This is a genomic window from Pseudomonas sp. ACN5, assembly GCF_002303975.1.
GTDB classification, from domain to species: Bacteria; Pseudomonadota; Gammaproteobacteria; order Pseudomonadales; family Pseudomonadaceae; genus Aquipseudomonas; species Aquipseudomonas laurylsulfatiphila.
Map to the genome: position 1 here is coordinate 58,272 of NZ_MRCP01000020.1, position 18,607 is coordinate 76,878.

The window sequence follows — 18,607 nt, forward strand, 5'->3', positions numbered from 1 at the left end:
CTTACCTCGCGTTGCTGGCGCCAACCGGGGATTCCGGCTGGAGCTTCAGGTAGAAGTAGAACAACACCAGCGTGATCACGATCAGCAACGCGGCGCCGGCGCTGGCCAGGCCCCAGTTGAGGAACGACTGCACCTGCTGAATGATGAACTCGGGCAGCATCATGTTCTGCGCACCGCCCAGCAGCGCCGGGGTCACGTAGTAACCGAGGGACATCACGAACACCATCAGGCCGCCGGAGAACAGCCCCGGCCGGCACAGCGGCAGGAACACCCGGAAGAAGTTGGTCCAGGGGCTGGCGCCGCAGATCGAACCGGCCTGCAGGATCATCGGGTCGATGGCCTGCATGGTCGCCTGCAACGGCAGCACGATGAACGGGATCATGATGTAGCTCATGCCGATCACCACACCGGTGAGGTTGTGCACCATCTCCAGCGGTTGATCGATGATGCCCATGGCCATCAGCGCCTTGTTGATCACCCCGGAGGCTTGCAGCAACACCAGCCAGGAATAAGTGCGGGCGAGCAGGCTGGTCCACATCGACAACAGCACGATGTTGAGGATCCAGCGCCCCCATCCGCGCGGCACCAGGGTGATCGCCCAGGCCAGCGGGAAGCCCAGCAACAGGCTGAACAGCGTGACCAGGCCCGCCACCGAGAAGGTGTTGAGCAGGACCCGGGCATAGGCCGAGTTGGCGAACAGTTGCTCGTAGTTGCCCAGGCCCGGCACCGGTTCCAGCACGCCGCGCAGCAGCAGCCCAATCAGCGGCGCGAGAAAGAACAGGCCGAGAAACAGCAGGGCGGGGACCAGGTTACTGGCGCCACGCCAACGCTGTTTCAGCGACGGCGAGGCTTGCTTTGCAAGGGGCTGGCCGACTGCCGGACCGGCAGCGCCGATGGCGCTCCCGGAGGCCGTGGAAGGACGAGGCGCGGTTGCCGTCATTTTCATTTGACCAGCCATTCGTTCCACCGTGTCGCAATGGCCGGACCGTTCTTGGCCCAGTATGCGAAATCAAGAGTGATCTGATCCTTTGCATAAGCGGTCGGCAGGTTCGGGGCCAGCGCCGAGTCCAGGCGCGCCACGCTGTCGACGTTGACCGGGGCGTAGGCGGTCAGGTTGGAGAAGTCGGCCTGTCCTTTGGCGCTGCTGGCGTTGGCCAGGAACTTCATCGCCGCGTCCTTGTTTTTCGAACCCTTGGGAATGACCAGGATGTCGGCCATGACCAGGTTCTGCTTCCAGCTTACGCCGACCGGGGCGCCGTCTTCCTGCAGGGCATGAATCCGGCCGTTCCAGAACTGGCCCATGCTCGCTTCACCGGAGGCCAGCAGTTGCTGCGACTGCGCGCCACCGCCCCACCAGACGATGTCTTTCTTGATGGTGTCGAGTTTCTTGAACGCACGGTCCAGGTCCAGCGGATAGAGCTTGTCCGCCGCTACACCGTCGGCCAGCAGCGCCAGTTCGAGCACGCCAGGGCTTGGCCATTTGTAGAGGGCGCGTTTGCCGGGGTAGGTCTTGGTGTCGAACAGCGCGGACCAGTCCTGAGGCTTGTTGGCGCCGAGCTTGCCTTCGTTGTAGCCGAGGACGAAGGAGAAGAAGAACGAGCCAACGCCGTGATCGCTGACGAAGCGCGGGTCGATCTTGTCGCGCTCGATGACTTTGAAATCGAGGGGTTCGAGCAAGCCTTCGGCGGCGGCGCGCAGGGCGAAGTCGGCTTCGACGTCGACCACGTCCCATTGCACGTTGCCGCTTTCGACCATGGCCTTGAGCTTGCCGTAGTCGGTCGGGCCATCCTGCACCACGGTGATGCCGCTGGCCTTGCTGAACGGATCGGCCCAGGCCTGCTTCTGCGCATCCTGGGTGCTGCCGCCCCAACTGACGAAGTTGACGCTTTCGGCCGCCAGCAATGCCTGGCTGGTCACACTCAGCAGTCCCGCAAAAAGAACCGCGGTCGCACGTTTGTTCAACACCATTTTCACGCCCTCATTGTTGTGTTTATGAGCGGGGCTTTCGAGTGCCCGCCTATCGGGAGCAGTAGGTCCGGCGAGTCAGTGCTGACTGTCCGGTCTATGGAATATCATATTATGGTATTCCAAGCTTTGTGCAAGCACTTTGCCGTACCGGCTATCAGCCAAAAGCGCTTTTTCAGTGTCGACGCATTCCCCCTGTGGGAGCGGGCTTGCTCGCGAAGAGGGAGTGTCAGTCGACATCTCTCTGTCAGACATACCGCTTTCGCGAGCAAGCCCGCTCCCACAGGGGATTGCATTCAGCCGAGGATCACTCGGTGAATGGAATGCTCTCCACCACCTCCAGGTCATACCCGGTCAAGCCCGCATATTTCAACGGCGGTCCCAGGTGGCGCAGTTTGCCGACACCCAGGTTCTGCAGGATCTGCGCGCCGGTGCCCACCTCCGAATAAATCCGCGACTGCGAACGGCTGAACTGCCGGGGCGACTGGGTCAATTGCGGCACGCGTTCCAGAAGCGCCTGGGAGGATTCGTGATTGGCCAGCACCACCACCACGCCGTGGCCTTCGGCGGCGACACGCTGCAAGGCGGCCCACAAGGTCCAGTTGGTCGGCCCGCTGTATTCGGCGCCGACCAGGTCGCGCAACGGATCGATCACATGCACGCGCACCAGCGTCGGCTCATCGCGGCGCAGATCGCCCATGACCATGGCCATGTGCACACCGCCTTCGATGCGATCCTCAAAGGTGATCAGACGGAAGGTGCCGTGCACCGTCGGCAAGTCACGTTCACCGATGCGCACGATGGTGTGTTCGGTGCTCAGGCGGTAGTGGATCAGGTCGGCGATGGTGCCGATCTTGATCCCGTGCTTGTGCGCGAACACTTCCAGGTCCGGGCGGCGGGCCATGGTGCCGTCGTCGTTCATCACTTCGACGATCACCGAGGCGGGCGTATGGCCGGCCAGGCGGGCCAGGTCGCAACCGGCTTCGGTGTGGCCGGCGCGGGTCAGCACGCCGCCTTCCCGGGCGCGCAGCGGGAAGATGTGGCCCGGTTGCACGATGTCGGCGGGACCTGCGTTGGCGGCGACGGCGGCGGCCACGGTGCAGGCGCGATCGGCGGCGGAGATACCGGTGGTCACGCCGACGGCGGCCTCGATGGACACGGTGAACGCGGTGCTGAACACGCTGCCGTTGCTCGGCACCATTTGCTCCAGGCCCAGGCGTTTGCAGTGTTCGTCGGTCAGGGTCAGGCAGATCAGGCCACGGGCTTCACGGGCCATGAAGCTGATTGCCTCGGGTGTGCAGCAGTCGGCGGCCAGCAACAGGTCGCCTTCGTTTTCCCGGTCTTCATCGTCGACCAGCAGGACCATTTTGCCGAGGCGGTAGTCTTCGATGATTTCTTCGATGCTGTTGAAGGCCATGCTGGAGTCTCAGTGTTTGTGGGATGGGTAATGTGGTATACCATAATACAAAATAAACCGAGAGGTCACTATGAAGGCGTACTGGATTGCTCATGTGGATGTCACTGACCCTGATCAGTACAGCCAATACACCCGGCGGGCGCCACAGGCGTTTGCCCTGTATGGCGGTCGGATTCTGGCGCGGGGAGGGCGTAGCGAGGCGATGGAGGGTCGGGCGACGCCGCAGCGCAGTGTGGTGATCGAGTTTGATTCCTACGAGCAGGCGGTGGCGTGCTATCACTCGGCGTTGTATCAGGAGGCGCGTGGGTATCGTGAGGGAGTGGCTTTGGCTGAGGTCATCATCGTCGAAGGCGTGGCGCCGCTCTGAATTGCGAATGTGTACAAATCCGTTTCTTCGGTAACGGCGGCTGGCGCTGCGCGCCCATCCCCGGATGAACACCTGCGCTCAGCCTGCCGAGGGGGCGGGTGGATCAAGATCAAGAGCGGCAGGCGAGCTAACGCTCGGCCTGATGACTGGTGGGACGCGTGGGTGTACGCCGATCTGCCCTTGCTCTTCTGTGGGAGCGAGCCTGCTCGCGAAGGCGGCCTGACAGCCGACCAATCTCTTTCAGATGTACTCGGTCAAATTGTGGGAGCTGGCTTGCCAGCGAAGGCGTCCTGCCAGCCGACCAATTTCTTTCGAATGTACCCAGCTCAACTGTAGGAGCGAGCTTGCTCGCGAAAAACCTGAGAGCACCGCGGGGTGTCAGGCTCCCCGCGTCATCGTTGGCCTCCATCGCGAGCAAGCTCGCTCCTACAGGGGATCTGGGTTCACGGGGTAACGATATTGAACTGCGGCGCAAACGTATCGAGGCTGGTCATCAACTCCCCCAGCTTCTTGCCATTGCCTTGCAATTTGATCAGGCCTTTCTGGATCGCCGTGGGGATGTCCAGTTGCTTGAGGCTGATCTGTTCCAGGGTGGCCTTGCTCATGGTCACGCTGGCATCCGCCTGGGCGTTGAGGCCGACGCGGTGGGTCAGCACGCCGTTGCGCAGGGTCAGGTTGAAGTCCTTGTTCAGGTCCTCGAAGGTCCAGTTCAGGGTCAGGTCATGGCCTGCGGCCTTTTCGCTGTCCAGGCGCACTGCCAGGAAGTCGAAGAACATCTGCGGGCTCATCGCCCGCACCATGTCGACCGACACCGAAGTGCCCGCATGGGGCGGTACGCCGTTGCGCAGTTCCATGGCGCCGGTCAGGTACATGTTGCGCCAGGTGGCGTTTTCGCTTTGATAGCCCATCTGCTCCAGCGCCTCGGCCTGGGCTTTGCGCGCATCGCCATTGTCCGGGTTGGCGAACAGCAATTGATTGCCCAGTTGCGCGGCCCAGCGGTACTCCCCCTTGGTCATCGCCGCGCGCATTTTCTCCAGTACCGCCGCTTCGCCACCCATGGCCTCGACCGTGTACTTCGCCGTTTCCACAGGTGGCAGTGGATTGAGGTTGGCCGGGTTGCCGTCATAGAACCCCATGTAGCGCTGATACACCGCACGGGTGTTGAAGCTCAGCGAGCCGTAGTAGCCACGGGTGTACCACTTCTGGTCCAGGCTGCCGGGCAGTTTCTTGATCGAGTCGGCGATTTCCAGCGGCGTCAGGCCCTGGTTCAGCAGGTGCAGGGTGCGGTCATTGAGGAAGGCGTACATGTCGCGCTGGTCCGCGAGGAAGGTGCGGATGCGTTCGCCGCCCCAGGTCGGCCAGTTGTGCTGGGCGAACAGCACGTCGCTCTTGTCGCCATATCGCCCCAGGCTGCCGTCCAGGTACTCGGCCCAGGCCTTGGCGTCCCGCACTTGCGCGCCGCGCGGGGTGAGGATGTTGTGCATCATTTGCGTGGCGTTTTCCGCCATGCACAAGGCACGCAATTGCGGCAGGTACAGGTTCATTTCCGCGGGCGCCTCGGTGCCCGGGGTCAACTGGAATTCCACCTCGAGGCCGGCGATGGTGCGGGTCTGCAGTGCCTTGTCGATCAGGTCGGTGGGCGGGATCAGGGTGACGGTGCCGCCGCTCGGTGTGCTCTTGCCCAGGCCGGCATCGACCTGGCCTTTTTCGCCACGGGGCAGCAGGCTGCCGAACTGGAACTGCGCGCGGCGGCTCATGGCGTTGCCGGCGTAGACGTTCTCACTCATCACGTGTTCCATGAACCCGGCGGGCGCGAACACCTTGACCTTGCCGGCCTTGACGTCGGCTTCGTCGATGACCCCGCGCACGCCACCGAAGTGGTCGACGTGGGTGTGGCTGTAGATCACCGCCACCACCGGTTTGTGCGGGCGGTTCTGGTAGTACAGCTCCAGTGCTGCCTTGGCGGTTTCGGCCATGGTCAGCGGGTCGATGATGATCAGCCCGTCGTCGCCTTCGATGATGGTCATGTTCGCCAGGTCGAGGCCGCGCACCTGATACAGCCGGGGGCTGACTTCGAACAATCCGGCATGGGCGCTGAGTTGGGCCAGGCGCCAGAGGCTCGGGTTGACCGACTCGGGGGCCTGGTCTTTGGCGAGGAAGTCATAGGCCTGGATATCCCAGATGACCTTGCCCGAGGCGTCCTTGACCTGGCCCTTGAAGGGCGCGATCAGCCCCTTGGTGACCGACTCGTAATCGGTGCGATCGGTAAAGGGCAGTTGTTTCAGCACGGCGGCGTTACTGGCCATGGTTTGCGGGCTGGCCGCGACCGGTGCATCGGCGGCGATCACCGGTTGCGCCAGGCAGGCGGTGATCAGGCAAGCGAGCAGCCCGCGAGGGCTCAAGGTGAAACGAGGCATGGTGTCTCCGTTTTTTATCGTTATGGCTAGACCAGCTTCGAGGGTAGGGCGGGGCACGGGCAGGGCGATCATCGGCAACGGACAAAAAACATTCAGGGCCGCTATCCTTGAGCCACGCATACCCAGCAGGTTGACCCATGCTTGAAGTCCATGGCGTTTTCAAAAGCTACGCCACACCGCAGGGACCGCTGCCGGTGCTGCAAGGCGTCGACCTGACGCTCAGGCCCGGCAGCAGCCTGGCGCTGATGGGCGAGTCGGGCAGTGGCAAAAGCACGTTGCTGCACCTGATCGCCGGGCTGGACAAGGTCGACCGCGGCAGCATCCGCAGTGGCGAGCATCGCCTGGAACAGATGAATGAAGGGCAACTGGCAAACTGGCGCCGTACGGAAATCGGCCTGGTGTTCCAGCAATTCAACCTGATCGGCAGCCTGCGGGTCGAAGACAACCTGGCGATTCAGGCGCGTCTGGCCGGGCGTCATGACCCACGCTGGCAAGCCCATCTGGTGCAGCGACTGGGCCTGGACGAGCTGTTGCGGCGCTACCCGGAGCAACTGTCCGGCGGCCAGCAGCAAAGGGTCGCGCTGGGCCGGGCGCTGGCGTCGCGCCCGCCATTGCTGCTGGCCGACGAGCCCACCGGCAGCCTCGATGAAACCACCGGCGCCGAGGTGTTGCAGTTGCTGCTGGAATTGCTCGACGACAGTCCCACCAGCCTACTGATGGTCACCCACAGTCCCGGCGTGGCGGCGCGGCTGGCGCAAAAGGCCTTGCTGTGCGGTGGTCGCCTGGCCGGTGTGGGCGAGCGCTGACATGGGCATCTTTGGCCAGACCCTGCGCGCGCTGCTCAGCCACTGGCGGCAGCATCCGGTGCAGTTTTTCAGTGTGCTGACCGGGTTGTGGCTGGCCACCGGCCTGTTGACCGGCGTCCAGGCACTCAACAGCCAGGCCCGTGACAGCTATGCCCGCGCCAGTCAGCTGATCGGCGGCGAGCCCCAGGCCAGTCTCGGTGCGCCCGGTGGCGGCACCTTCCCACAGCAATGGTTTGTCGATCTGCGCCGCGCGGGGTGGCCCGTGTCACCGGTGCTGCAAGGCCGGGTCACGCTCAAGGGGCATGAAGAACAGCGCCTGCAGTTGATGGGCATCGAGCCGGTGTCGCTGCCGGCGGGCGCGGCGGTGGCGGGGCAGGCCTTGGCGATTGAGCAGGTGGTCGGCTTTTTCAGCCCGCCGGGCAGTACCTGGATATCGTCGCAAACCTTGCAGGCACTGGGCTTGCGCGAAGGTGACCGGCCACTGAACCTGGCGGGCGTGGCACTGCCGCCGCTGCAGGAGCAGGCCGACATGGCGCCCGGTGTGCTGCTGGTGGACATCGGTTTTGCCCAGCAGATTCTCGGGTTGCCGGATCAACTGTCGCGACTGCTGCTACCGAAGGATTTCACTGCGCCGCTGCCGCACGCCTTCCAGGGCCAACTGCAACTCAAGAGCGCTGGCGAAGAAAACAACCTCACACGCCTGACCGAAAGCTTCCACCTGAACCTTGCGGCCTTGGGGGTGCTGTCGTTCGTGGTTGGTCTGTTTATCGTGCACGCCGCCATCGGGCTGGCGCTGGAGCAACGCCGGGGTTTGCTGCGCACGCTGCGTGCCTGTGGTGTGAGTGCGCGCATGCTGATCGCTTGTCTCGCCGTCGAATTGGGTGGATTGGCCCTGGTCGGCGGTGTGGCCGGGGTGGTCAGCGGCTACCTGCTGGCCGCCGTGCTGTTGCCGGATGTCGCCGCCAGCCTGCGTGGCTTGTACGGTGCCGAAGTGGCGGGGCAGTTGAACCTCGGCCTGTCATGGTGGTTCAGTGGTATCGGCCTGAGTCTGATCGGCGCATTGCTGGCCGGGGCCAACAGTCTGCTGCGGGCGGCGCGCTTGCCGTTGCTGGCACTGGCCGACCCGCAGGCCTGGCATCAGGCCCATGCCCGCTGGTTGCGACGCCAGGCCTGGGTGGCGGCCATGGCCGGGGTGATCGCGCTGCTGGCGCTGACCTTCGGCGACAGCCTGATCAGCGGCTTCGTGCTGATGGCGGCGCTGTTGATCGGCGCCGCGCTGGCGTTGCCGGTGGTGCTCAGTTCGCTGCTCAGTCTCGCTTCACAGTGCAGTCGCTCGGTACTGGGCCAATGGTTTGTCGCCGATTGCCGCCAGCAACTTCCGGCGTTGAGCCTGGCGTTGATGGCGCTGCTGTTGGCCATGGCCGCCAATATCGGTGCCGGCAGCATGACCGCAGGCTTTCGTCAGACCTTCAGCGACTGGCTCGAGCAACGGCTGACGGCCGAGCTTTACCTCAATCCACAAAACCCGGCCCAGGCCCGGGAACTGCACGGCTGGCTCAACCAGCAGCCGCAACTGGCGGCGGTGCTGCCCAACTGGCAGGTGTCGATCCAGTTGCAGGGCTGGCCGACGGACCTGTCCGGGATCATCGACCACCCGACCTATCGCCAGCACTGGCCGCTGCTCGACGCCTTGGGCGACAACCCTTGGGAACGACTGGCCAAGGACGATGCGGTGATGCTCAGCGAACAACTGGCCCGGCGCCTGCGCGTGCAACCGGGCGATCACCTGACGCTGCCGACGCCCACTGGCCCGTGGTCGCCACGGATCGTCGGGATCTACGCCGACTACGGCAACCCCAAGGGTCACATCCTGGTCAACATCCGACACCTGTTGCGCGGCTGGCCGCAACTGACGCCGAACCGCTTCAACCTGCGCATCGACCCGGCGTCGATCCCGGCGTTCGTCACGGCGTTGCAGGCGCGTTTTACCCTGGACGACAGCCGCATTGTCGATCAGGCGCGACTCAAGGGCTGGTCCACGCAAGTCTTCGAACGCACCTTCGCCGCCACCGCCGCGCTCAATAGCCTGACGTTGTGCGTGGCCGGCGTGGCGCTGTTCATCAGCCTGTTGACCCAAAGCCAGAGCCGTCTCGGGCAACTGGCGCCGCTGTGGGCGCTGGGCGTGACACGCCGGCATCTGATGTTGCTCAACCTCGGGCAAACCTGGTTGCTGGCCCTGCTGACCCTGGTGCTGGCGTTGCCGTTGGGCATCGCCCTGGCGTGGTGCCTGGACACGGTGATAAATGTGCAGGCCTTTGGCTGGCGCCTGCCGTTGCGGGTGTTCCCGTTGCAACTGTTGCAGTTGATGGGCCTGGCGCTGGTGGCGACATTGCTGGCTTCAGCCTGGCCGTTGTTGCGTTTGTACCGCACGCAACCGGCGGACTTGCTGCGCACGTTTGCCTATGAAAATTAATCTCGGCGTCTTGCTCCTGGTGCTGCTGGCGCTGCTGTTCAATGGCTGCGATCAACCGGCACCGGTAGAAAAAGGTTTTGCCGGGCTGGGCAACCAGGCCGCTGCGTTTACCAAGGTGGTGCCCGGTCGGGTGTTCAGCTTCCCGGCGGATCACGGCCCCCACGATGGCTTTCGCATCGAATGGTGGTACATCACCGCCAACCTGAAGGACGCTCAGGGGCATGAGTTCGGCGCGCAATGGACGCTGTTCCGCAGTGCCTTGAAAGCCACCCCCGAGGTGGCAGGCTGGCAGAACCAGACGATCTGGCTCGGTCACGCGGCGGTGACGTCGGCGACGGTGCATCACGCGGCGCAGCGCTACGCCCGTGGCGGCGTCGGTCAGGCCGGTGTCAGCGTTGCGCCGTTCAATGCATGGATCGACGACTGGCAGTTGAGCAGTCAGGCGCCAGCCGACGATCCCTTGGCCGACCTGCTGCTCAGCGCCCGCGACAAGCGTTTCAGCTACCGGCTGCGGTTGATCTCGACAGGTCCGCTGGTGCTGCAAGGGGACAAGGGGTTCAGCCAGAAGTCCGAACAGGGTCAAGCCTCTTACTACTACAGTCAGCCGTTTTTCCAGGCCAGCGGCGCCCTGGAAATCGACGGCCAGACCTTTCAGGTCAGTGGGCCGGCCTGGCTCGACCGTGAGTGGAGCAGCCAGCCCCTGACGGCCAACCAGAGCGGTTGGGACTGGTTCTCCCTGCACCTGGACAGCGGCGAGCAGGTGATGCTGTATCGCATGCGGCACAAGGACGGCGAGCCTTACCTCACCGGCACCTGGATCGACGCCCGGGGGCAGACTCAGTTGCTGCACGCCAGCGACATCAGCCTCACGCCGCAAGACAGGGCCAGCGTGGCCGGGCGCGAGATGCCCGTTCGCTGGTCGATCAGGATCCCCTCCAGACACCTCGATATCGTCATCACTGCGCTCAATCCCCAGGCGTGGATGGACTTGCGCATACCCTATTGGGAGGGGCCGGTACGTCTCAGTGGCAGTCATGCAGGGAACGGCTATCTGGAAATGACCGGGTATTAGAAAATCAGCGGCCCGCCACGACCACTCGCCAAACAGCGTCTATGCTCATCGCACACATGGCGTTGGGCCTGGCTTCAACGCCGTCTGTTGCCATCTATCACAGGGAAAGTTCTGCCTATGAAACGCCACGCACTGACCAAAGCCATCACCCTCGCCACCTTGCTGTCTGCCGCCAGTTTCGGCGCGGTTGCCGCCGAACTCCCTTTGTCCGAAGTGGTGGTGGTCGATCAGGTCGCCACCCAGGTCGTTTCGGTCGATACCGCCAACCGTATCGTGGTCCTCAAAGGTCCGCAGGGTAATGAGTTCCCTGTGCAACTGACCGAAAAAGCGAAAAATCTCGACAACCTCAAGGCCGGCGATACGGTCGATATCAGGGTCACCAGCGCCGTTGCCGCCTTCCTCGACACCGATGTCGACAAAGGCTTGCCCGGCACTGCCGAAGCCACTGGCGAAGTGCGCGCAGCACCCGGTAGCGACAACCCCGGCGGCGAAGCTTACCGTCAAGTGAAAGTGCAGCTGAAAATCACCCACATCGACCAGAAAAAACACCAGGTGACTTTTGAAAACCCGGAAGGCAAGTCCAAGACCGTTGACGTCAAGCGACCTGAAGTCCAGGCCAAGCTAAAGGACTTGAAAGTCGGGCAAAGCGTAAACGTGGTTTACACCGACATATTGACGGTGACCAGCAAGCACTGAGATTGAGTTATATGGGCTGATTGTTTTTGTAGAAGTCTTGTACGGGAATAATCAGCTCATAGCGTTTAACGGGCGCGTTTAAAGCGTTGTGCGGCGTCGTAATCAAGTCGACATTTCCTTAAACATTGTGTCGATAAATTTCATCTTTGCAGTGCGGACATATTGATTCTCATCTACTAAAATCCTTTCCGTTCGCCCAGTGTACGGCTCTTTACCAGTGCATGGATTGCCGAGGCCATCGCACTGGGCGAACACTTTATTGGTTGTATTGAAAGTTTCGGATATAAAAAAACGGGCGACCTGCAGGTCGCCCGTTTTTTTTGGGATTCCAGCGTGGGCACGCGCCCGTGTAATTGAATGGACTCACCCAAACCGAGGCGTCTGTGCGCCGCGGTGGCATTCTTATAGAAGCCAATGACAGCGTGGGCGCGGTCCCTTGTGGGAGCTGGCTTGTCGGGTCGCCGCATCGCAGCGATGGTCGTCAAGGATAACGCGGGCGAACTGGATAAACGCGGCGCATTTGAATCCATCGCCAGCAGGCTGGCTCCTACAGTTTCAGCGTGGGCACGGTCCCGTGTGGGAGCTGGCTTGCCAGCGATGGTCGTGAACGATAACGCGGGTGAACCGGGTGAACGCGGCGCGCTTGAGTCCATCGCCAGCAGGCTGGCTCCTACAGTAGGTTCAGCATGGGCACGGTCCTTTGTGGGAGCTGGCTTGCCAGCGATGGTCGTTAACGATTACGCGTTTGGACTGGATGAACGCGGCGCATTGGAGTCCATCGCCAGCAAGCTGGCTCCTACAGGTATTGCGTTATCGGTGTTGCCCCGGATTGTATGAAGAGCCTTTTTCATTGGCTGGAACAACATCGGCCAACGCCGCGAAACACTGTTCGATCGAGCGCCGCTGGCTCTCGGCATACAACGCCAACTCATCGATCGTCGAACGCCCCAGTGCCTTTTCGAACGCCTGCTGATTGGCGTGCACGCCGTAACGGGTTTGCGCCGCGTCCCCCAGGTTCGACTGAAAAATCCCCGCCGCGCTGACCGGCAGGAAGTCTTCGTACACCAACGGTTCAACTCGCAGGTAACCGCTGCCAAGCAGGTCTTCCAGGGCGGTATTTTTCAGGTTGCCCGCCGCCAGGCCTTTTTCCGTCACAAAGTAGCGGAAGTAAGCCAGGCCCTGTTGGCGCATGCCTTCCCAGGTGTCGGGGAACTCGCTGAAATGCTGCGCCATCAGGGCGTTATAGCGCGCGGCGTTGGCTTCGTTGGGGAAGTCCTTGAGTTCGTCCCGTGCGGCATTGAGCAAGCGATCGTACAGTGCGCGGCCTTTGGGCGTGAGGGCGGCTCCGCGCTGTTCGATCTCACCGAAGCGGGCACTGTGGCTGCCGCGAGCTTCGTTCTGATCGGTGAAGGCAATCGGCTCGTCGAGGGCCTTGAAACTGGTCTGGCGCAGCAGGATCGGGCACTGGCGGCGGGGCGGACCTTCGATCACCGCTTTGGGGGTAATGCCGTGGGCGGGCATTTGCGCCTGGACGATGTCGATGTCCAGGGTCCGTGGCGTCAGGTGGTTGATGTGCGGGCCCTTGAACGCCACCACGTCGGCGATCAGCCGATGCTGGGCGCTGAGCTTCTGATACTGCTCGGCGGTGACGGTGGCGCTGTGGTGCCAGCGGAAGGTTTCCAGGGCCTGTTCGACGAATTCCAGGGCTTGCGGTTCGGTCAGGCCACCCTCGGATTCGGCACGCTCGATGAGCGTGAGGGCTTGGGCGGTGAAGATCGAGCGCCGGTCGAGCATCGACTGGGCGAACGCTCGCAGTTCCAGGTCTTCGATCAACTCCAGGCGCAGCAGCGAAGTGAATACCCGGAACGGACTGATCTGCAAGGACGCTTCATGCACTGCGCGAAACGCCGTGGAATGCACCGGTACGCCGGCCGGTGTCAGGTCGTAGTAACCCACCGGTTGCATCCCCATCACCGCGAACAGGCGGGCGAGGGTCGCCAGTTCATCGGCCGTACCGACGCGGATCGCCCCATGGCGCTCCAGATCCAGGCGTTCGATTTCGCCGGTGCTGGTGAGCTGTTGCAGGATCTGCAGATCGCTTTGCAGCACGTGACGATTAGTCTGCTCCACCAGTTCCATCAACGCGCCGTACAACGGCACTTCCTCGCGGTACATGTCGGACATCGCTTTGGAGAAGCGTTGGCGGATCAGGTCAGGGCTGACGAAATTCGGGGGGGTCATGAACAGGATTCCTGGCGCGGTGACGTAAAGGATGGTCAAAAGATCGCAGCCTTGAGCGACGCCGACAAACGAAGTTTCTGACGAACTTCATTCTGCAAAGGACTGCAAATGACTACAAACCTAGTGCAGTCGTTGATCCTGTGGACTCTCCGAGCGCAGTGATGCCAAAAAATCCCGATACAGGCGCGCCGAACCGGAGGGCGCTTCCACCATGGGCATGTGCCCGATGGCGTCCCAGATATGCACGCGCAGGTCGGCGATGCCCTTGCTCCAGACCGCCACGCTGCTGACGTCGATCAGCCGGTCCTTGCGCCCCCACAGCAACAGCGACGGGACGCTGATGTCGGGCAGGCGGGGTTCCATTGGCGGGCTGGCGCGGAAATCGCGGAAGATTTCTTCCAGCTCCTCACGGGACTGTTCATAGCGCTGGGCGACGGCATCGAGCACGAGCTTCGGCACCCAGGGCGGGGACGCCATGGTCATGGCGTAGAAACGCCGGAATTCTTCCCGCGAGTGAATCAGAAACGGATTGTGGCCCTTGGCCAAATGCCGCTCCAGGTCACTGGGCTCGGGCGAGGTGACCCCCGACGGGTCGATCAGGGCCAGGGACACAATGCGTTCCGGGTAAGCGGCCGCGAGCCATGCCGCCATGTAGCCACCCATGGAGTTGCCGATGACATGGACTTTCTCGACGCCGCACACGTCCAGCAGCTGGATCATGCGCTTGGCCTGCAGCGGGATGTCGTAGCCGCCGCCCGCCTTGAAGCCGGTTTCGCCATGGCCGGCGATGTCCGGGATGATCACCCGGTGGCTGCCGACAAAGTGCCGGGCGAAACGCAGCCAGAGGTTCTTGTCGGCGCTGAAGCCATGGAGCATCAGCACACTGCTGGTGGCTTCGTACGGCCCGCCTTGCCAGGTCGAGACGGTCATCTCGGGGATGGGCACGACGATCTTGTGCAGCCGGTACAGCTTGGCCTCGGCCGCCATGCTCAAGTCATAGAGCCAGTAGCCGATGGCCGGGTAGGTCAGCCAGCTCCAGGCGACGAACACTGCGAGAACCACGAACAACAAAAGCATCACGCGTCTCCCTTCTATCTGCTCAGGACAAAATGTGATCGGCGGGTTTCAGCGCTCGGGTCAAGCGATGAAAGCTGAAACTGAACCCCGGAAACATCGCAATCACATGACCGCTCTTGCTTTGATACCAACTGTGGCAACCACCGGACTTCCACACGGTGCGTTCCATTTCCCGGTGGATCATTTCAGTGTAGGTACGTTCCGCCTCATGGCGAACTTCGATGCTGCGTAAACCTTGAGCCTTCAACGTGCGAATGCAGTCGAGGATGTAGTTCATCTGCGATTCGATGATGAACAGCGCCGAGGTGTGGCCGATCCCGGTGTTCGGCCCGGTGACGATAAACAGGTTGGGGAAGTCGGGCAGGGCGGTGCCGAGGTAGGCCCGAGGGTATTGCGCCCAGACCTCCTTGAGACGGGTGCCGTTTTTTCCCGTTACCGGGTAGGAAATCACCCCGTCGGTGGCGTCGTAACCGGTGGACCAGACGATCAGGTCCAGGTCGATGTGCTGGCCATCCAGGGTGACGATGCCGGTTTCGTCGATGGCGGCGATGCCTTGCTCGCGGTTGTGCAGCGTCACGTTGCGCCGCGCCAGTGCCGGGTACAGCGTGCTGGACAGGATCACCCGTTTGCAGCCGATGGTGTAGTCCGGCGTCAGTTGCCGTCGCAGTTTGGCATCCGGCACCTGGCGTTTGAGAAAACGCAGGGCCTGGCGCTGGACCATGTGTATCGCCGGCTTCGAATACTTGAAGGCAATCACCCGGGTTTCGAACTGCCAGTAGATCCCCCAGCGCAGCAGTTTGTAGGCCGGCTTGAGCCCCAGCAGCCAGCGCTGGAAACGGCCAAAGCGGCGGTCGGCCCGGGGCAACACCCAGTGGGGCGTGCGCTGGAAGACATGCAAGTGCCCGACATCCGGGGCAATGGCCGGAATCACCTGGGCCGCACTGGCGCCGCTGCCGACGATGGCCACGCGTTTTAGCCGATAGTCGTAGCCGTGATCCCAGTTGTTGGTGTGAAACGTTTTACCTTGAAAACGCTCCTGTCCCTCGAAGCGCGGTACCACCGGTTGACTCAGCGGCCCGGTTGCGTTGATCAGGAACTGCGCGCAATACGTGCCCTTGCCGGCGGTGTAGACGGTCCAGCGCTTGCGGGTGTCGTCCCATTCGATGCGCTCGACATTCGCATCCAGTTCCACCTTGTCGCGCAGGCCGAAGTGTTCCACCACATGGCGGGTGTAGCGATGCAGTTCGGCCTGTTCGGCGAACATCTGCGTCCAGCGATACGGCGCGAAAGACAACGAATACAGCGGCGAAGGCACGTCGACGGCCGCGCCGGGGTAGGTGTTCTGGCACCAGGTGCCGCCGAAGAAATCCCGCCGCTCCAGCAGGCGAAAATCGTCGATGCCGGCCTTGAGCAAATTGATTGCTGCACATTGGCCGCCAAACCCGCTGCCGATGATCAATACTTGAAAGGTCTGCATGGGCCTCCTCTTATGGTCATTGATCAACCCCTTCTGTCATGTATAGCCGTTTCTGGGGTGAGGCTTTTGCTTTTATGCGAGGGTGATGTCGCGATATTCAGCCCGTCAGCCGGTGATGGCTATTTAATCTCGCCCTGATAGACTCCAGCGCACAGGCACAGGCTGTTATCGCATTCCGTCGAGTGGCACAGAGGCCTTATGGAAAAAGCGGGAGGAAAGGGTTTCTCATTGGCCAGGAGGCTCTATACATCGCGAATCCTGGGGGTGGCCCTGGGATTGGTGTGCGTGAGCGCGGCGATGTATCCACTCGATCCGGCGCCCTGGGTCTGGGGTTTCATGTGGTTCAATGGCCTGGTCTGGCCGCACGTGGCTTATCAATGGGCGCGCCGGGCCAGAAAGCCTTATCACGCCGAACACCGCAATCTGCTGATCGATGCCTTTCTCGGCGGCTTCTGGATTGCCGCGATGCATTTCAACCCACTGCCCAGCGCAACCACCATTTCCATGATGGCCATGAACAACGTGGCCATCGGCGGCATGCGCTTCCTGTTGGCCGGGACGGCCGCGCAAGTGCTGGGCATTGGAGTCGGTTTGCAGATTTTCGCCCCGGCGTTCATTCCAGCGACCAGCCCGCTGCAGCTCTATGCCTGTTTGCCCTTGCTGTGCCTGTATCCGTTGGCGCTGGGCTGGATCTGCTTCCGCCAGGCCCATACCCTCGGCCGTCAGAAGCGTGAACTGCTGGCACTGAGCCGCACCGACAGCCTGACGGGCCTGTTCAACCATGGCACCTGGAAGGACCAGCTGGAAGTCGAGTTCCAGCGTTGCAAACGCCAGCAAAAAGGCGGGGCGATTGCCCTGATCGACATCGACCATTTCAAGGCCATCAACGACACCTACGGCCATGTTGCCGGTGATATCGTCCTGCGTCAGTTGAGTAAAATGCTCAAGCAGAACCTGCGAGCGACCGATGTGGCCGGGCGCTACGGCGGTGACGAGTTCTGCGTGATCCTTCCGGACCTGCCCCTGAACCGCGCCGCGGTGGTCATGGAGGCCCTGCGTGATCGCTTCGCCACCTTGGGTTACGAGCAGAGTCCGGCACTGAAAGTCAGCCTGAGCATTGGCCTGGCGTCATACGACCCGGCGCACACCGACGCGACGCTTTGGCTCAACGACGCCGATCATGCGCTATACGAAGCCAAGACCACCGGGCGTAACCGCGTGATCTGTTGCGGCAATGGCAAACCCCATCGCGAACTGCTCGACTCGGCGTGACCTGTGGGAGCGGGCTTGCCCGCGAAGGCGCAGTGTCAGGCGGCATGGATGTTGGCTGTGATGGCCTCTTCGCGAGCAGGCTCGCTCCCACAAATGATCACGGGTGGAGGCAAATGATGTGCTCACTGCAGATCCCCTGTGGGAGCGGGCTTGCTCGCGAAGGCGGAGTGTCAGGCGGCATGGATGTTGGCTGTGATGGCCTCTTCGCGAGCGAGCCCGCTCCCACAAATGATCACGGGTGGAGGCAAATGATGTGCTCACCGCAGATCCACTGTGGGAGCGAGCCTGCTCGCGAAGGCGGAGTGTCAGGCGGCATGGATGTTGGCTGTGATGGCCTCTTCGCGAGCGAGCCCGCTCCCACAAATGATCACGGGTGGAGGCAAATGATGTGCTCACTGCAGATCCCCTGTGGGAGCGGGCTTGCTCGCGAAGGCGGTGTATCGGGTTAAACCGTTATTCCTTCACGCTCATGAATTCTTCCGCATAGCGGATGTATTCCTCCGGTTGCGTGTAGGTGTGAGTCAGCTCGGTCGCGCTCAGGTCCGAGGTCTGGGTGAGGATCTGGCGTTGTTCGCGCAGGCTGTCGTAGGTCGCCTTGATCGCGGCGAAGTAGGCGCCATGGCCGTCGATGGTCACACGCACACCCAGTTCGGCCAGGCGCTTGTCGTCGCGCAGCAGCGGGTTGCCGTAGGTCACCAGCATCAGCGGTACGCTCAGGTGCTCGGCGATCTGCTCCAGATGGTCGAAGTCCTTTACACCCACCATGCAGATCCCGTCGGCCCCGGCTTGCTGGTATTGCCGGGTGCGGCTGATGATTTCCTGCACCGGCAGAATCCCGGCGTGGGTGCGGGCGATGATCGCCATTTCCTTATCGCAGCGGGCTTCCAGCGCCGCGCGGATCTTGCCGACACCTTCGGCGACCGTGATCAGGTCGGTGGATTTGCGGCCGAACTGCGCGGGCAGCAGGGTGTCTTCGATGGTCAGCGCGGCGACGCCGGCCCGCTCGAGTTCGACGATGGTGCGCATGACGTTGAGCGCGTTGCCGTAGCCGTGATCGGCATCGGCAATCACCGGCAACTGGGCGACACGGCCGATGCGGGTGGCCTGTTCAGCGAACTCGCTGAGGGTGATCAGGGCAAAGTCGGGGGCGCCCAGCACCTGCAGCGAAGCAACCGAGCCACCCAGGATCCCGACTTCGAAGCCCAGGTCGGCGGCGATGCGCGCCGACATCGGGTCGAACACCGAGGCCGTGTGGTAGCAGGTGTTGGAGGCGAACAGTTGGCGAAAATTGCGGCGCAAATCTTGATGGGAAAGCCTGGACATATGA

At 62.5% G+C, this 18,607-nt stretch carries 14 protein-coding genes and 1 pseudogene; 6 read left to right on the forward strand and 9 right to left on the reverse strand.

Annotated features, from left to right (window positions below; translation table 11 throughout):
* Position 1 precedes the first annotated feature (1 nt).
* From BSF40_RS27780 to ribBA, 3 genes are all read right to left on the reverse strand, one after another.
* On the reverse strand, positions 2–946 hold the full coding sequence (locus BSF40_RS27780) for an ABC transporter permease (protein WP_172435766.1): 945 nt from the start codon (positions 944–946) through the stop codon (positions 2–4).
* Positions 943–1,968, reverse strand: coding sequence for an ABC transporter substrate-binding protein (locus tag BSF40_RS27785; RefSeq protein WP_095967714.1), 1,026 nt, complete (start codon positions 1,966–1,968; stop codon positions 943–945). The genes BSF40_RS27780 and BSF40_RS27785 overlap by 4 nt, the downstream gene beginning before the upstream one ends.
* Positions 1,969–2,272: 304 nt before the next feature.
* Entirely contained in the window at positions 2,273–3,382 is a 1,110-nt protein-coding gene (gene ribBA / locus BSF40_RS27790) for a bifunctional 3,4-dihydroxy-2-butanone-4-phosphate synthase/GTP cyclohydrolase II (protein ID WP_095967715.1), read from the reverse strand.
* A gap of 70 nt (positions 3,383–3,452) precedes the next feature.
* Between ribBA and BSF40_RS27795 the strand changes: the two genes are divergently transcribed.
* Positions 3,453–3,749, forward strand: a complete 297-nt coding sequence (locus tag BSF40_RS27795) for a DUF1330 domain-containing protein (RefSeq protein WP_095967716.1) — start codon at positions 3,453–3,455, stop codon at positions 3,747–3,749.
* Between the two features lie 328 nt (positions 3,750–4,077).
* Here the strand turns inward: BSF40_RS27795 and BSF40_RS33240 are convergent.
* Positions 4,078–4,158, reverse strand: a pseudogene (locus tag BSF40_RS33240) (outer membrane lipoprotein carrier protein LolA); the annotation flags it as partial.
* A 34-nt stretch (positions 4,159–4,192) separates the two neighbouring features.
* Positions 4,193–6,166, reverse strand: coding sequence for an alkyl/aryl-sulfatase (locus BSF40_RS27810; protein ID WP_095967717.1), 1,974 nt, complete (start codon positions 6,164–6,166; stop codon positions 4,193–4,195).
* Positions 6,167–6,303: 137 nt separating this feature from the next.
* Between BSF40_RS27810 and BSF40_RS27815 the strand changes: the two genes are divergently transcribed.
* The 4 genes from BSF40_RS27815 (at position 6,304) to BSF40_RS27830 (ending at position 11,213) form a co-directional block, all read left to right on the forward strand.
* Positions 6,304–6,972, forward strand: coding sequence for an ABC transporter ATP-binding protein (locus tag BSF40_RS27815; RefSeq protein ID WP_095967718.1), 669 nt, complete (start codon positions 6,304–6,306; stop codon positions 6,970–6,972).
* A gap of 1 nt (position 6,973) precedes the next feature.
* Positions 6,974–9,445 carry an FtsX-like permease family protein gene (locus BSF40_RS27820; RefSeq protein ID WP_095967746.1) on the forward strand — a complete coding sequence of 824 codons (2,472 nt, stop codon included), beginning with the start codon at positions 6,974–6,976 and terminating at the stop codon, positions 9,443–9,445.
* Positions 9,435–10,517: a lipocalin-like domain-containing protein gene (locus BSF40_RS27825; protein WP_095967719.1), complete on the forward strand. Its 1,083-nt coding sequence runs from the start codon at positions 9,435–9,437 to the stop codon at positions 10,515–10,517. Before BSF40_RS27820 ends, BSF40_RS27825 begins: the two co-directional genes overlap by 11 nt.
* A gap of 117 nt (positions 10,518–10,634) precedes the next feature.
* Positions 10,635–11,213, forward strand: coding sequence for a hypothetical protein (locus BSF40_RS27830; RefSeq protein WP_008052121.1), 579 nt, complete (start codon positions 10,635–10,637; stop codon positions 11,211–11,213).
* A gap of 810 nt (positions 11,214–12,023) precedes the next feature.
* On the opposite strand, the gene BSF40_RS27840 is transcribed toward BSF40_RS27830, so the two are convergent.
* The 3 genes from BSF40_RS27840 to BSF40_RS27850 form a co-directional block, all read right to left on the reverse strand.
* Positions 12,024–13,454, reverse strand: a complete 1,431-nt coding sequence (locus BSF40_RS27840; RefSeq protein WP_095967720.1) for a VOC family protein — start codon at positions 13,452–13,454, stop codon at positions 12,024–12,026.
* Between the two features lie 120 nt (positions 13,455–13,574).
* Positions 13,575–14,531 (reverse strand): alpha/beta fold hydrolase, encoded by a 957-nt coding sequence (locus BSF40_RS27845; protein WP_095967721.1) that lies wholly within the window; start codon positions 14,529–14,531, stop codon positions 13,575–13,577.
* Positions 14,532–14,553: 22 nt separating this feature from the next.
* On the reverse strand, positions 14,554–16,008 hold the full coding sequence (locus tag BSF40_RS27850; protein WP_095967722.1) for an NAD(P)/FAD-dependent oxidoreductase: 1,455 nt from the start codon (positions 16,006–16,008) through the stop codon (positions 14,554–14,556).
* Positions 16,009–16,206: 198 nt separating this feature from the next.
* Here BSF40_RS27850 and BSF40_RS27855 point away from each other — a divergent pair, with 198 nt between their 5' ends.
* Positions 16,207–17,280 (forward strand): diguanylate cyclase, encoded by a 1,074-nt coding sequence (locus tag BSF40_RS27855; protein WP_095967723.1) that lies wholly within the window; start codon positions 16,207–16,209, stop codon positions 17,278–17,280.
* A 453-nt stretch (positions 17,281–17,733) separates the two neighbouring features.
* On the opposite strand, the gene BSF40_RS27860 is transcribed toward BSF40_RS27855, so the two are convergent.
* Complete coding sequence (locus BSF40_RS27860) at positions 17,734–18,603, reverse strand: oxaloacetate decarboxylase (protein ID WP_007975765.1); 870 nt, start codon at positions 18,601–18,603, stop codon at positions 17,734–17,736.
* Between the last annotated feature and the right edge of the window lie 4 nt (positions 18,604–18,607).

What these genes read in the sequence shown, in the direction of transcription:
- BSF40_RS27780 (WP_172435766.1), bottom strand. Translation starts at nt 946, where the DNA reads ATGAAAATGACGGCAACCGCGCCTCGTCCTTCCACGGCCTCCGGGAGC.
- BSF40_RS27785 (WP_095967714.1), bottom strand. Translation starts at nt 1,968, where the DNA reads ATGGTGTTGAACAAACGTGCGACCGCGGTTCTTTTTGCGGGACTGCTG.
- ribBA (WP_095967715.1), bottom strand. Translation starts at nt 3,382, where the DNA reads ATGGCCTTCAACAGCATCGAAGAAATCATCGAAGACTACCGCCTCGGC.
- BSF40_RS27795 (WP_095967716.1), top strand. Translation starts at nt 3,453, where the DNA reads ATGAAGGCGTACTGGATTGCTCATGTGGATGTCACTGACCCTGATCAG.
- BSF40_RS27810 (WP_095967717.1), bottom strand. Translation starts at nt 6,166, where the DNA reads ATGCCTCGTTTCACCTTGAGCCCTCGCGGGCTGCTCGCTTGCCTGATC.
- BSF40_RS27815 (WP_095967718.1), top strand. Translation starts at nt 6,304, where the DNA reads ATGCTTGAAGTCCATGGCGTTTTCAAAAGCTACGCCACACCGCAGGGA.
- BSF40_RS27820 (WP_095967746.1), top strand. Translation starts at nt 6,974, where the DNA reads ATGGGCATCTTTGGCCAGACCCTGCGCGCGCTGCTCAGCCACTGGCGG.
- BSF40_RS27825 (WP_095967719.1), top strand. Translation starts at nt 9,435, where the DNA reads ATGAAAATTAATCTCGGCGTCTTGCTCCTGGTGCTGCTGGCGCTGCTG.
- BSF40_RS27830 (WP_008052121.1), top strand. Translation starts at nt 10,635, where the DNA reads ATGAAACGCCACGCACTGACCAAAGCCATCACCCTCGCCACCTTGCTG.
- BSF40_RS27840 (WP_095967720.1), bottom strand. Translation starts at nt 13,454, where the DNA reads ATGACCCCCCCGAATTTCGTCAGCCCTGACCTGATCCGCCAACGCTTC.
- BSF40_RS27845 (WP_095967721.1), bottom strand. Translation starts at nt 14,531, where the DNA reads ATGCTTTTGTTGTTCGTGGTTCTCGCAGTGTTCGTCGCCTGGAGCTGG.
- BSF40_RS27850 (WP_095967722.1), bottom strand. Translation starts at nt 16,008, where the DNA reads ATGCAGACCTTTCAAGTATTGATCATCGGCAGCGGGTTTGGCGGCCAA.
- BSF40_RS27855 (WP_095967723.1), top strand. Translation starts at nt 16,207, where the DNA reads ATGGAAAAAGCGGGAGGAAAGGGTTTCTCATTGGCCAGGAGGCTCTAT.
- BSF40_RS27860 (WP_007975765.1), bottom strand. Translation starts at nt 18,603, where the DNA reads ATGTCCAGGCTTTCCCATCAAGATTTGCGCCGCAATTTTCGCCAACTG.